13 protein-coding genes are annotated in these 13,455 nt (G+C 63.2%); 8 read left to right on the top strand and 5 right to left on the bottom strand.

Annotation, left to right across the window (positions count from 1 at the left end; genetic code table 11):
- Positions 1-3: 3 nt before the first annotated feature.
- The 3 genes from NLF94_RS05780 to aglG all read right to left on the bottom strand — a co-directional run bounded on the left by NLF94_RS05780 (position 4) and on the right by aglG (position 3,283).
- Positions 4-933, bottom strand: a complete 930-nt coding sequence (locus NLF94_RS05780) for an SDR family oxidoreductase (RefSeq protein WP_254840519.1) — start codon at positions 931-933, stop codon at positions 4-6.
- A gap of 63 nt (positions 934-996) precedes the next feature.
- Complete coding sequence (locus tag NLF94_RS05775; RefSeq protein ID WP_254840518.1) at positions 997-2,271, bottom strand: nucleotide sugar dehydrogenase; 1,275 nt, start codon at positions 2,269-2,271, stop codon at positions 997-999.
- Between the two features lie 94 nt (positions 2,272-2,365).
- Complete coding sequence (aglG, locus tag NLF94_RS05770) at positions 2,366-3,283, bottom strand: glucosyl-dolichyl phosphate glucuronosyltransferase (RefSeq protein ID WP_254840517.1); 918 nt, start codon at positions 3,281-3,283, stop codon at positions 2,366-2,368.
- Positions 3,284-3,414: 131 nt separating this feature from the next.
- On the opposite strand from aglG, the gene aglF reads away from it, so the two are divergent.
- The 8 genes from aglF to NLF94_RS05730 all read left to right on the top strand — a co-directional run bounded on the left by aglF (position 3,415) and on the right by NLF94_RS05730 (position 11,108).
- Positions 3,415-4,179 (top strand): UTP--glucose-1-phosphate uridylyltransferase AglF, encoded by a 765-nt coding sequence (gene aglF, locus NLF94_RS05765; RefSeq protein WP_254840516.1) that lies wholly within the window; start codon positions 3,415-3,417, stop codon positions 4,177-4,179.
- A 62-nt stretch (positions 4,180-4,241) separates the two neighbouring features.
- Complete coding sequence (locus NLF94_RS05760) at positions 4,242-4,484, top strand: AbrB/MazE/SpoVT family DNA-binding domain-containing protein (protein WP_254840515.1); 243 nt, start codon at positions 4,242-4,244, stop codon at positions 4,482-4,484.
- Positions 4,484-4,918 carry a type II toxin-antitoxin system VapC family toxin gene (locus tag NLF94_RS05755; RefSeq protein ID WP_254840514.1) on the top strand — a complete coding sequence of 145 codons (435 nt, stop codon included), beginning with the start codon at positions 4,484-4,486 and terminating at the stop codon, positions 4,916-4,918. Before NLF94_RS05760 ends, NLF94_RS05755 begins: the two co-directional genes overlap by 1 nt.
- Before the next feature lie 57 nt (positions 4,919-4,975).
- Positions 4,976-5,965, top strand: a complete 990-nt coding sequence (locus tag NLF94_RS05750) for a GDP-mannose 4,6-dehydratase (RefSeq protein ID WP_254840513.1) — start codon at positions 4,976-4,978, stop codon at positions 5,963-5,965.
- Between the two features lie 68 nt (positions 5,966-6,033).
- Complete coding sequence (locus NLF94_RS05745) at positions 6,034-7,464, top strand: sugar transferase (RefSeq protein WP_254840512.1); 1,431 nt, start codon at positions 6,034-6,036, stop codon at positions 7,462-7,464.
- Complete coding sequence (locus tag NLF94_RS05740; protein ID WP_254840511.1) at positions 7,386-8,615, top strand: glycosyltransferase family 4 protein; 1,230 nt, start codon at positions 7,386-7,388, stop codon at positions 8,613-8,615. The genes NLF94_RS05745 and NLF94_RS05740 overlap by 79 nt, the downstream gene beginning before the upstream one ends.
- On the top strand, positions 8,612-10,165 hold the full coding sequence (locus NLF94_RS05735; RefSeq protein ID WP_254840510.1) for an alkaline phosphatase family protein: 1,554 nt from the start codon (positions 8,612-8,614) through the stop codon (positions 10,163-10,165). The genes NLF94_RS05740 and NLF94_RS05735 overlap by 4 nt, the downstream gene beginning before the upstream one ends.
- Before the next feature lies 1 nt (position 10,166).
- Positions 10,167-11,108 (top strand): polysaccharide deacetylase family protein, encoded by a 942-nt coding sequence (locus NLF94_RS05730; RefSeq protein WP_254840509.1) that lies wholly within the window; start codon positions 10,167-10,169, stop codon positions 11,106-11,108.
- Between the two features lie 33 nt (positions 11,109-11,141).
- On the opposite strand, the gene NLF94_RS05725 is transcribed toward NLF94_RS05730, so the two are convergent.
- Both NLF94_RS05725 and NLF94_RS05720 read right to left on the bottom strand, forming a co-directional pair.
- Complete coding sequence (locus NLF94_RS05725) at positions 11,142-11,975, bottom strand: hypothetical protein (protein WP_254840508.1); 834 nt, start codon at positions 11,973-11,975, stop codon at positions 11,142-11,144.
- Positions 11,976-12,293: 318 nt separating this feature from the next.
- Positions 12,294-13,415, bottom strand: a complete 1,122-nt coding sequence (locus NLF94_RS05720) for a glycosyltransferase family 4 protein (protein WP_254840507.1) — start codon at positions 13,413-13,415, stop codon at positions 12,294-12,296.
- Between the last annotated feature and the right edge of the window lie 40 nt (positions 13,416-13,455).

Here is a 13,455-nt window from a genome sequence, read left to right as displayed (position 1 = left end):
GACCTACCGATAGTACTCGATGGTCCGCTCGAGACCCTCCTCGAAGCCCACCTCGGGGTCGTACCCCAGTAGCTCCTCGGCCTTCGAGATGTCGGCGTGGGAGTGTCGCACGTCGCCCGGGCGGGGGTCGTCGTGGACGGGGTCGATGTCCGTCCCGAGTTGCTCGTTCAGCGCGTCGACCAGTCCGTTGACGGTGACGCGGCCGCCGGTGCCGACGTTGAACGCCTCGCCGGTCACGTCGCCCTCCGCGGCCAACACGTTCGCCTCCACGGCGTTGTCGATGTAGGTGAAGTCGCGGGACTGCTCGCCGTCGCCGAAGATGACCGGTCGTTCGTCGTCGAGCATCAGGTCGATGAACTTCGGGATGACGGCGGCGTACTGGCCCTCGGGGTCCTGGCGCGGCCCGAAGATGTTGAAGTACCGCAGCGCGACGGTGTCGATGTCGTAGAAGTCGCTGAACTCCAGGGCCAGTTCCTCGGTGAAGTACTTCGAGAGGGCGTACGGCGATTCGGGAGTGACCTCCATCGTCTCGACCTTCGGCAACTGCTCGCTGGAGCCGTACACCGACGACGAGGAGGCGACGACGGCGGTGTCGACGTCGGCCCGGCGGGCGGCGTCAAGCACCGTCGCCGTTCCGGTGCAGTTGGCGCCCGTCGACGTGACGGGGTCCTCGACGCTGCGGGGGACGGAGGCGACGGCCGCCTGGTGGAAGAGGTAGTCGACGCCGGAGACTGCGTCGGCCATCGCGTCGCCGTCCCGGATGTCGGCCTCGTGGAACTCGAAGTCCTCGCGGGATTCGAGCGGTTCGAGGTTGCTGGACCGGCCGGTTGCGAAGTTGTCGACGCCGCGGACCTCGTACCCGCGGTCGAGCAGCGCCTCGGCGAGGTTCGACCCGATGAAGCCGGCGGCGCCGGTGACGAGTGCGGTCGGCATACCGTCCTCTCCTCACGGCGGGCGGTTTAGTGTGTCGGCTTCGTCGGGCGTGGGGCGACGAGATTACAGGCGGACGACCCCGTCGGCCTCGATGCCGGCGGTCGCGTTCCGCGTGTCGAAGACCAGCGACGCCCGCTCGACGATGCGCTCGACGTCCAGCGCCGAGTGGTCGGTGACGATCACCACGCAGTCGGCCGAATCGAGCCGGTCGTCGGTCAGCGGGACGGACTCGTAGGTCCGCTCGCCAACCGAGAGCGTCGGGACGTGGGGGTCGTGGTAGGCGACGTCGGCGTGCCACTCCGCGAGGCCGTCGACGATGTCGACCGTCGGCGACTCGCGCGTGTCGGAAACGTCCGGCTTGTAGGCCGCGCCGACGACCAGTACCTCGGCCTCCGGCAGCGGGACGCCGCGGTCGTTGAGCCGCTCGACGACGCGCCGGACGACGTGGTCGGGCATCTCGCGGTTGACGGTATCCGCGAGTTCGATGAACCGCGTGTCGATGCCGTGCTCGTTGGCCTTCCAAGAGAGGTAGAAGGGGTCGACGGGGATGCAGTGGCCGCCCAGCCCCGGCCCGGGATAGAAGGCCATGTAGCCGAACGGCTTCGTCTCGGCGGCGTCGATGGCGTTCCAGATGTCGACGTCGAGTTCGTGGGCGACCTGTGCGAGTTCGTTGATGAGACCGATGTTGACCGCGCGGAACGTGTTCTCCAGCAGTTTGACGAGTTCGGCCTCCGTCGCGGAGTCGACGCGGACGACCTCCTCGAAGACGGGGTCGTACAGCGCCTCCGCGCGGTCGCCGCAGGCCTCGGTCACGCCGCCGAGCACCTTCGGAATCTCCGTCGGCCCGTACTCCTCGTTGCCGGGGTCGATGCGCTCCGGCGAGAAGGCGAGGTGGATGTCCTCGCCGAGTTCGGCGCCGTTGTCCGCGAGGGTTTCGCCCACGACCTCTTTCGTGGCGCCGGGGTAGACCGTCGACTCCAGGACGACCGTCGCGCCGGCGGGGACGACGTCGGCCAGCCGTTCGGCGGCGTCGACGACGAAGGAGAGGTCGGGCGTGTCGGTCTTCCGCAGCGGCGTCGGCACGCAGACCGAGACGCCGTCGACGTCCGCGAGTTCGGCGTAGTCGGTGGTAAAGCGGAGGCCCTCGGCGACCGCGTCGGTCACCTCGGCGTCGGAGACGTCGTTGACCGTCGACTCGCCGCCGCGGAGCCGTTCGACGGTGTCGGGGTCGACGTCGACGCCGACCACCTCGTAGCCGGCGTTGTGCATCGCAAGCGCCAGCGGCAGGCCGACGTAGCCCAGGCCGACGACGCCGACGCGGGTCGACTGCGTTGTCATGTACTACGGGCGAGGACCCTCGGAGGTTTCAGTCCATCGGCTCCCGCGCGGTCGCTGCGTCTCCATCCCGGCGCCGGTCCTGTCGTGGCCGCCCCTACCACTTCAGCAGGCCGTAGAGGTAGCCCGCGCCGATGGTGCCCGTCAGCACGAACAGCGTGACGAGCTGGGCCGCCTTCGTCGTGTCGGGGTCGGTGACGAGCGACGTCACCCGCGAGGGGACGAACTCGGTCAGCAGTTGCTCGAGGAACTCCGACTCCTCCTGGCTGGACTCCTCGGAGACCAGCGTCTCCATCGCGCGCTTCGAGTAGCCCTGCCAGAAGGACCGCTCCAGCAGCCAGCGCTTGTCGGTCCGCCACTCGAACACCTTGTGACCCACTTCGGCGTCGGGGTTGTAGACGACGCCGCGGCCGAACTCCTCGCGCATCCGGGCGCACAGCTCCGTCTCGTGGGCCTGGAGGTTCTTCTCGCCCTGGCGACCGACCTCGGTGGCGAAGCCACCCAGTTCCCGCAGCACCTCCGTCCGGAAGGAGATGTTCGAGCCGAAGGTGTTGCGGACCTCCTCGCCGGGTTCGGCGAAGCCGCGGTGGGTGACGCCGACCAGCCAGTAGAACTCCTCGGGGAGGAACTCGGGCTTGCCGGCGACCCAGATGGGCGTCATCTTCCCGCCGGCGGCGATGGCGTCGCCGTCCTCGTACACCGAGACGAGTTCCTCGACCCACCGCTCGTCGGCGACGGCGTCGTCGTCGATGAGCGCCACCACGTCGCCGGTGACGAACTCGAGGGCGTTGTTCCGGCTGGCCGACAGCCCGACGTTCTCCTCGTTGCAGTGGAGTTTCAGGCCCTCGAGGTCGCCGTACTCGGCCTCGATGCGGTCGTGCAGGTCGTCGTTGCCGTCGACGACGACGACGATTTCGATATCGTCGTAGGTCTGTGCGCGGATGCTCTCCAGACAGTCCTCGAAGTGCTCGTACATCTCCTCGGAGTACGTACAGATGACGACGGAGACCTTCATTGCCGGGAGCGTACCCCCGAGCGGCCGATAAGGGTTTTCGTCTACCGTCGAACGCCCCGCTGTGAGAGCCGTCTTCTTCCTCGCCGACGGAAGCCCGAAGGCATTTGTGCCGTAGCCGACAGTGTGAGCGTATGAAAGGAGTCGTCATCGCGGCGGGCGAGGGAACGCGGCTTCGCCCGCTGACCGAGGACAAGCCGAAGGGGCTCGTCGAGGTGGACGGCGAACCCATCCTGACGCACTGTTTCGACCGCCTCGTCGAACTCGACGCCGAGGAGCTGCTGGTCGTGGTCGGCTACCGGAAGGAGCAGATCATCAGCCACTACGGCGACACCTACGAGGGCGTTCCCATCACCTACTGTCACCAGCGTGAGCCGCTGGGCATCGCCCACGCGCTGTTGACCGCCGAGGAGCACATCGACGACGACTTCATGATGATGCTCGGGGACAACATCTTCGAGGCGAACCTCCAGGACGTCGTCAACCGCCAGCAGGAGGAGCGCGCCGACGCCGCCTTCCTCGTCGAGGAGGTGCCGTGGGAGGAGGCCTCCCGGTACGGCGTCTGCGACACCAACGACTACGGCGAGATCGTCGACGTCGTCGAGAAACCCGACGACCCGCCCAGCAACCTCGTGATGACGGGCTTCTACACGTTCACGCCGGCCATCTTCCACGCCTGCCACCTCGTCCAGCCGTCGGGCCGCGACGAGTACGAGATCAGCGACGCCATCGACCTGCTCATCAAGTCCGGGCGGACCATCGACGCCATCCGGATGGAGGGGTGGCGCATCGACGTCGGCTACCCCGAGGACCGCGACGAGGCCGAACGGCGCCTCCAGGAGGGGTACGACGCCGACGCCGACGAGGGCGGCGAGGAAGCGTCCGCGGCCTCGGAGTAACTGCCGACGTGGTAGTGTGAAATCACACTAGCCTTTTGAACGAGCGGGCCGTACGGCCGGCCATGAGCGACGGCGACCGCGTCGGCGAAGGGAAGGTGTCGGGCAACCAGGCATCGATACCGGCCCACATCCGACGCGAACTCGGTATCGAGGACGGCGACACGCTCAGGTGGCGGGTCGTCGGGGACGAACTCAGAGTCTCCGTGGTGCCGACCGAACGGCGGGCGTTCGACGACTTCGAGCCCGGGGCATCCGACGACCCCGTCGACGCCGTCGAGGAACACGACGCCTTCGGGACCGACTGATGCCCGCGGCCGTCGTCGACACGACCGTCCTGTACGCTGCGGGCAACCGGAACAGCAAGCAGCACGACCGGGCGCTGGGAATCGTTCGGGCAGCGGACCGTAGCGCCCTCCCGACGCTCCACGTCCCCGATGTCGTTCTCGTCGAGACGATGAACGGACTCACGCGAGACGTCGGTCCCGGCACGGCGACCGATATGCTGGGCCGACTCGAGACCAGCGGCGGATTCGACCTCGTGCGTATCTCCGACGCCGTCTGGAGCGCTGGCGTCGACCGGTTCCGGTCGGTCGACCGTCTCTCGCTCGCCGACGGCCTGATAGCGACGTACTGCCGCGAACACGATCTCGAGTATCTGTACGGTTTCGATGGCGGCTTCGACGGGCTCGATGGGCTCACCCGGCTCGAAACGACGACCGATCCGTACGCTCCCGACTAACCCCGACCGCACCGGCGGTTCGTCGTACTTTTGTCCCCTCACGCTGACAGCGGCAGTATGCGCGTACTCGTCACTGGGGGCGCCGGCTTCATCGGCGGCCACCTCGCGGAGGCGTTCCTCGCCGACGGCCACGACGTGACCGTCCTCGACGCGATGGACCCCTTCTACGATCTGGGCATCAAGGAACACACGCTCGACGTCCACCGCGAGACGGCCGACGCCGAGGGCGTCGATTACGAGTTCGTCGAGGGCGACGTCCGGGACGCCGACCTCGTCGCCGAACTGGTCGCCGACGCCGACTACGTCTACCACCAGGCCGCCAAGGCTGGCGTCCGACCCAGCGTCGAGGCGCCGCGCGAGTACGACGAGGTCAACGTCGACGGCACGCTGAACCTGCTCGATGCGGCCCGCGAGACCGACATCGAGCGGTTCGTCGTCGCCTCCTCGTCGTCGGTGTACGGCGGCCGCGAGGCGTACGTTCCCTTCTCGGAGACGGACCCGACGATGCCGGTCTCGCCGTACGGCGCCTCGAAACTCGCCGCCGAGCGCTACGCCTGTGCCTACCACGAGGTGTACGACCTCCCGACCGTCGCCCTGCGGTACTTCACCGTCTACGGGCCCCGGATGCGGCCGAACATGGCCATCTCGAACTTCGTCTCCCGCTGTCTGAACGACGAGCCGCCGGTGGTGTACGGCGACGGCACCCAGACGCGCGACTTCACCTACGTCGACGACGTGCTGGACGCCAACCGGACGCTGCTGTCGTCCGACGCCGCCGACGGCGAGGCCGTCAACGTCGGCTCGACGGACAACATCGAGATACGGACGCTTGCCCGCGAGATCCGCGATCAGCTCGCGCCGGACCTCGACATCGAGTTCGCCGAGCGGTACGACGCCGACGCCGAGCACACCCACGCCGACACCACGAAGGCCGAGGAACTGCTCGACTACGCCCCCGACCACACCATCCGCGAGGGCGTCGCAGAGTTCGTGGAGTGGTACCGCGCCAACCGCGAGTGGTACGAACCGCTCGTGCTGTCGTCCTGACGCCGGCCCCGGCACAGCGTTCGAGGGAGACAGCACGTTTATTTCCGTCGCCCGTGGATGAACCCTCGATGAACGACGGCTGGCGCTACCGGGTGGGGGCCGTCCTCGGAGCCGCGACCATCGCCGTCCTCGCCGTCCTCGTTGCCAACCGTCCGCCCGTCCAGGCGGCGTTTCGGGCGCTGCCCGTCGTCGGCCACCTTCCCTTCGATTCCGCCGTCGGCGCCGAATTCGCCATCGAGGCCGCCACGGCCGCCGTCGCCTTCGTCGTCGCCCTGGCGCCGCTGTATCGCCCCCGGCCGCGACGCATCCTCGACATCGCCGAGTTGGCCGTCCGCCGGGTCGCGCTCGCCTGCATCGCGCTGGCCGCCGTCGGCTACTTCGACTACTCCTACCGGCTCCCGCGGGCGACGCTGCTTGTCGTCGGCGCGCTCACGCTCGTCGCCGTTCCCGTCTGGTTCGTCGCCATCCGACGGCCGCCCCGCGCCGAGAACGGCCGCACCCTCGTCGTCGGCGACGACCCCGACACGATGGGCGACGTTCTCGCGGCCGTCGAGGGGCGCCTCGTCGGCTACGTCTCGCCGCCCTCCGCCCAGCCCGCGGGCGGGCGGTCGACGCCGGCCCGGCCCGCTCGCGCGGACGGCGGCCACACCGACCGCCTCGACGCGCTCCCCTGTCTCGGCGGCATCTCCCGCCTCGAGAGCGTTCTCGTCGAACACGACGTCGACACCGTCGTCCTGGCGTTCGCTGCGCCCGACCGCGCGGAGTTCTTCGGCACGCTCGGCGCCTGCCACGAGTACGGCGTGACCGCGAAGGTCCACCGAGAACACGCCGACAGCGTCCTGACGACCGGCTTCGGGAGCGAGGAGCTGGTCGACGTGGACCTGGAGCCGTGGGATCCGCTGGACCGCGTCGTCAAGCGGGTGTTCGACGTGGTCTTCGCGGGCGTCGGATTGCTGGTGTCGGCGCCGCTCGCGGTCGGCATCGCCATTGCGATCAAGTTGGATGATGGGGGTTCGGTTCTGTACGAACAGGAGCGGACGGCGGCGTTCGGCGACACCTTCAGCGTCTACAAGTTCCGGACGATGCGAGAGGGTGCCGAAGCTGACACGGCCGTCATCAGCGCCGAGGACGAGGGCCGGTCCGACCCACGGGTGACGCGGATCGGCGGCGTTCTGCGGTCGACGCACCTCGACGAGATTCCACAACTGGCGTCGATACTGGCCGGCCGGATGAGCGTCGTCGGTCCCCGGCCCGAACGGCCCGAACTCGACACCGACATGCAGCGAGACGTCGGCGAGTGGCGGAGCCGGTGGTTCGTCAAGCCCGGCCTGACCGGACTGGCACAGATCAACGACATCACCGGCCACAGCCCGGAGGAGAAGTTGCGCTACGACGTCGAGTACATCCGTCGGCAGTCGGTGTGGTTCGATTCGAAGATCGTGGTTCGGCAGCTGTGGAACGTCCTCTACGACGTGAAATCGACCCTCGAAGAGCGATGAGTCGGGAGCGTCCCGAGGTCTTCCATCTCATCACACGACTGTTGCGGGGCGGCGCCGAGGCGAAGACGCTCGATACGGTCCTCGGTCTCGACGGCTACGACTTCACTGTCGGCCACGGGGCCGCTTGCGACGAGACACAGGTCGCTCGGCTCGGGGAGAACGGCGTCGAGACGCGACGGTTCCCGCTCGTTCGGCACTACAATCCGGTTACTGCGGTCCCCGCTGTCGCGTCGGTCGCACGGCACCTTCGACGGGAGGACTACGACATCGTCCACACCCACAGCACGGAAGCGGGTATCATCGGCCGGTTCGCTGCGGCGGCCGCGGGCGTCGACAACGTCGTCCACACCGTCCACGGCGTGCCGTTCACCGAAGATAGAAACGCCGTCCTGAACCGGTTCGTACTGGCGTGTGAACGCCGGGCAGCAAAACACACCGACCGTCTCGTTACGAACGCGGATGTCATCGCCGAGGAGTACCTCGAGCGCGGAATCGGGAGGCGTGAGCAGTACACGACCATCTACAGCGGCGTCGACCTGGACGAGTTTCGGGACCCGGTACCAGCCGATGACCTCCCCGGAGGCCGCCCACGCGTCGTGATGGTGAGCCGCCTCGTCGACGGAAAGGGATTCGAGGTGCTTCTCGACGCCGCGGCGAAGGTGTGTGACGGGAATGCGTCGGTGTGTATCGTCGGCGAGGGGCCGCTTCGGGACTCGATCGAAGCCGAGATAGACGAGCGTGGGCTCGGCGACAGCGTCTTCCTCGTCGGGTATCGAGAGGACGTACCGCGCGTGCTCGCCGCCAGCGACGTGCTGGTGTTGCCGTCGTTCCGCGAGGGAACGCCGCGCGTGATTACCGAGGCGATGGCGAGCGGACTGCCGGTCGTTGCGACGGATATTGCGGGGATTCCCGAGCAGGTGGCCGACGGGGAGTCCGGGTATCTGATACCGACGGGCGACTCGACCGCACTGGCTGCACGGCTCGAAGAAATACTGGCCAACCCGGACCTTCGAGAACGAATGGGAGAGCACGGCGCGAAACGGGCGGAGCAGTTCTCGGTCGAGACGATGCTCGCGGAACTGGACGGGCTATACGAAGGGTTGATTTGTGAGGACGAGGTGGTACACCCGTCCGGAGGTATCAGGAGATGACGACGGTCGTTCTCGGACTCGACGGGGGCTCTTTCGAGCTAATCCAGCCGTGGCTCGACGAGGGGCGTCTCCCCAACTTCTCGACGCTCGTGACCGAGGGAACAGCGGCCGACATGCAGAGCTGTCTCCCGCCGGTGACGTGTCCGAACTGGCAGTGTTACGCGACGGGGACGAATCCCGGGAAGCTGGGCGTGTTCTGGTGGGAGTCCGTCGACCGGGCGGCCGAGCGCATCGAAAACCGGAGCCGGTCGGACGACTTCGACGGCGTCTACTTCTGGCGCCTGCTGGAGGACGAGCCGGCTGTTATCAACCTCCCTACGTCGTATCCCCCGTCCTGTACCGAAGGGATTCACGTCGCTGGCGGACCGGGCGCAGAGCAGACCGGATACACGTATCCGGACTCACTCGAGGCGGAACTGGAGCGGGAGTACGACTACGCGGTCCACCCCGAGCGGATGTCGTTGCTGTCGGAGGAAGCTTCCGATAACGAGTGCGTAGACGAGATATACGAATTGATCGACACGCGTTTCGACGTTCTCGAAGACCTGCTGACCGACGGAGAGCACGAGTTCGTTCATGTGACAGTGTTCTATCTGAACGTCCTCCAGCACTTCTACTGGGACATGGATGTGGTCAGGCGAGCCTGGGAGCGAATCGACGAACGGGTCGGTCGACTCCTGTCGATGGAAGCGTTAGAGCATCTCTTCGTCATGTCCGACCACGGCGCAAACGAGATACGGACGACGGTCCGAATCAACGCCTGGCTTGCGCAGAACGGATACCTGCAAACTCGGTCGAGTATCAGCGACTACCTCCACGCCGTGGGACTCACTCGGGAACGCGTCCGGCCGGTTCTGGCGCGGCTGGAAATCGAGTGGCTTGCCCGCAGGCTGCTGCCGGAGCGCATCCAGATGTATCTCCCCGACGAGGAGGGGTCGGTGGACAAGAGCGCGAAGGAAAGCGTCGTCGACTGGAGGCGTTCCCAGGCGGTCGCCAGCGGCCAGGGGCCTCTGTACGTTCTCGCCGACGATCCCGTCGAGCGGAAGCGAATCGCCGCGGAACTCGTGTCGGACCTGGAGGGGTTGACAGACCTATCCGGTGCTCCCGTGTTCGATCAAGTCCTCAGAGGTGAGGAGGTATACATCGGCGAGTACGTCGAACGCGGGCCGGATATCGTCCTCGACCAGGCTCCCGGCGTCCACATCGAGGGGAAAATCGGGGTCGAAGACGTGTTCGGCAGTCCGGAGACGTGGCGCGGCGAGAACAAGGATACGGGACTGTTCGTCGGCTACGGCCCCGACATCGATGCGAGCGCCACGCTCGACGGTATGCACATCCTCGATATCGCGCCGACGCTGCTACATCTTCACGGCAACGCTGTCCCCGAGCGAATGGACGGAACGGTCCGGCGTGGCCTCTTCGAGTCGGGGTCGGCACCGGCCGAACGGGCGGTGTCCCGGACGGAACTAGCAGACCTCGAGCGCGCGACGGCGGAGTCGACCGACAGCGACGTGACCGACCGCCTGACCGACCTGGGATACATGGAGTAACATGGACGAAGACAGGGGCGTGTTCACGCTCTCGCTGGACACGGAACTGGCGTGGGGTACCTTCGACGTCGAGCGCGTCGAGCGGTACGAGGCGGCCTACCGGCGGACGCCCGAGGTCATCGACCGGCTCTGTGCGCTGCTCGACGAGTACCGGATTCCGGCGACGTGGGCGGTCGTCTCTCACCTCCTGGTCGATTGCGACGGCGACCACGGCGACCGAAATCCCCCATCGCTGCCGGGGGTCGACGACTGGTTCGGCTCCTTGCCCTGTTCGAGCGGTCTCGACCGGGAGTTGTGGTCCGCCCCCTGGCTCGTCGACCGGATACGGTCCTGCGAGACCGATCAGGAGATCGGGCTCCACGGGGCGACGCACATGCAACTCGGTGCCGAGGGCTGTTCGAGACAGAATGCGGTGGAGGAACTCGAGGCGGCCGTCGAGACGCTCGAAGGGTTTGGTGTGTCCCCCGAGAGCTTCGTCTTCCCGCGGAACGATGTCGGACATCTCGACGTGCTCGCCGAATATGGTATCCGCGTCTACCGCGGCGTGGACGCACGCTGGTACGAGCATCCGCCGACGCCCGAGGCGGTGAAACCGCCGCTGCGATTCGTCGATGAGGCGACCCGCCGGACCCCGCCGGTCGTCGAACCGAGGTCGGCGGGCGACCTCGTGAATCTTCCCGGCTCACAGCCCTTCCGGCCGAGACGGGGCGGCTGGAAATACACACCGCCGGGGAGTAGTGTCGCTCGCGCGAAGCGCGGCCTGCGACGCGCGGCCCGGACCGGGAAGGTGTTCCACCTGTGGTTTCACCCGTTCAACCTCGCTGGTGACCCCGACGCGGAGCTTCGTCGATTCGAGCGGGTGCTGGAAACGGCGAGGGAACTGGTCTCCGACGGGCGTCTCGTTGTTCGGCCGATGGAAGAAGTCGCGTCGATGAAATTCTGAAATGCGAAATGAAATATTTCATTTGGCTATCCTTCAGGCCTTCAGCTGAACCGTTTCGGATATGCCTATTCCGCCTAATATAAACAGCGCCCAGAGTATCATTTGCCGATGCCGAATAGCCGTCCCGACATTCGCAGTCCCCAAGCCATAGAGAATGGCTCCGAGGAGTACACCCATAGTTAGTGTAACTCCGACAGCGAGATTACGCCTCCAGAGCGTTCGTGCTCCGACAATACCAAAGAGTGCGTAGACCACGTTTCCAACCGCCTCAAAGAGAGCAACGAATCCAGTTATTTCCTCAACCATCCAGGGAAACGGAGTAAAAAGGAAATACACTGCTCCGACCCAGCTGAAAGCGACCGCTGCAGGTACGGTTTCAGGAAACACATGTCCCAAGTACTCGGTCCGTCCACGGGCTCTCTTCCGACGGAGTGTTGCTAGCGATTGGAGTAATATTTTGATTCGCGAATAAGATATAACGGCTGCAGCAGAGCCAATAGGTACGAGTAAGTATCTAGCTGTGGAATCTGTTATAACACCTCGATACTTGAGTGTGAGGGCAATACCCAGTAATATGGCAATCACCGGCAGGTTTTCTGAACGGAGCAATGCTGATAGCAATAAAAAGGAGACCGCGAGGAGGTAGTTTGTTGGCAGTGTCAACCTATCTGAAGGGGCGATGAAAAAGCGCGCTCCTGTGGTGAGTCCGAAAAGAACAGCCGCCTCTCGGAGGACCGTACTGTGTATGAGAATGAAACTCGGATAAAATATAGGCGGGGTAACAGCGTAAACCGCTGCTCTATGTGATCCGTATGCACGTGTTATGATGTAGACATTGTATACTGCAACACCTGCAAGTAGAGCCATGCCAATACGTGCATAGACGCGATTGGGGCCAGGCAAAAACCAGAAAGGGGCAAGGAACGATCCCCAGATATTATCGATTCCAGAAAATTCCGGTGAAGTGGAATAGCTGCCCCGGGCTAGACTCTCAAATATGAAGTAGGATGCCTTCCAGAATTGTTCAACATCTGCTTGGGCGTACGTGTTTAAATCCGTTAGCGTCGTTAGTGCAACACCGAACGTTCGTGTTGATATATAACATAAAATGCATACCAGATATGCTTTATATTGGGTATTCATGTTTCATCCAATTATCAGGTGGGTCCGGAATTCCAGTATCTACTAAATACATTTGAACACCTCTTCATACCTGTCAGTAACGGATGAGAGTGAATACTTCTCCTTCAACAATTCCCTGCCATTTTGACCCATCTGATTTCGGCGTTCAGGAGCGGAGAGAAGTAACTCCGTATCTTCTTCTAACTGTGCTTGACTACCCGAGTGCATCCCGACTTCTTTCGTCCTAAGTATTTGATCAACATCAAACGATAGTGAGACGATCGGCGTAGCAAAACGCCACGCTTCGAGAAAGGTATTTGGGAAGCCTTCATATGCGGAGGTATTTATAAAAACCTTAGCACGCCTGTGGTACTCATGGACTAAGTCTGGTGGCGTTGTACCTAAGAAATAAATGTTATCTATATTTTCTGCTCTGTTTTTTAGCTCATCGTGATATTTTTCTCTTCCTGGGTGGGGCTTTGATATCATTACAAAATCTTCTTCAGGGAGACTTTTTGCCAACTTGAGGAATTTCTCAGGGCGCTTCTGATTAGGATCACTGCTTCCTACCCACAAAACGAATTGTCGCTCCTCGTGGTGAAGCAAACACTTTGAGTCAGGAATTGTATAACCATTCGGAATACGTACACTATCGATATTAAAATCTGACTCCATTTGTGATCGTTGTCGGTTTGTCTGTGAAATCACGGTATCAGCATTCCGTATCGTCCAAAAATATGCTTTTCTAACTGGCTTTGTATATTTTTCCTGAAGATGACTCTTGAAAATGTCTGAATCGTTTGCGGCGCAAAAAACAAAATTTTTACCAAGTAGCTTACATCCTATGCCGACTGCGATCGTCAGACGGGGCGCCCCTCTAACATAATAAATATCTGCATCAATGGTATAAATAGCATGCCACAGTAAACAGATCTGCTGGGGAATTTTGAAAAATGAAGAAATATTGGTAGGGCATCCGGAAACAACTAACATATCCTCGATGGACTGCTCTTTATCCTGCCCAACATCTTCGACCAAAAGCTTGATTGAATATCCTCTGTTTTTCAATTCTGACGCTAGCAAGTATTGCTGTCTTTGCGCTCCTCCTGCTGGTTTGTTCTCTTTCTCGTCCAGATATTTATATAAATATGGCGCAATAAAGCAGATTTCTAAATTTTTGTCCATTTTTGATTATTGTCGGCTACAATGTTGGTAATGTATCGGT

This window comes from Natronomonas marina (genome assembly GCF_024298905.1).
Classification (GTDB): Archaea; Halobacteriota; Halobacteria; order Halobacteriales; family Haloarculaceae; genus Natronomonas; species Natronomonas marina.
The sequence above is the reverse complement of the archived record's forward strand: the minus strand, read 5'-3'. Positions and strand labels throughout refer to the sequence as shown.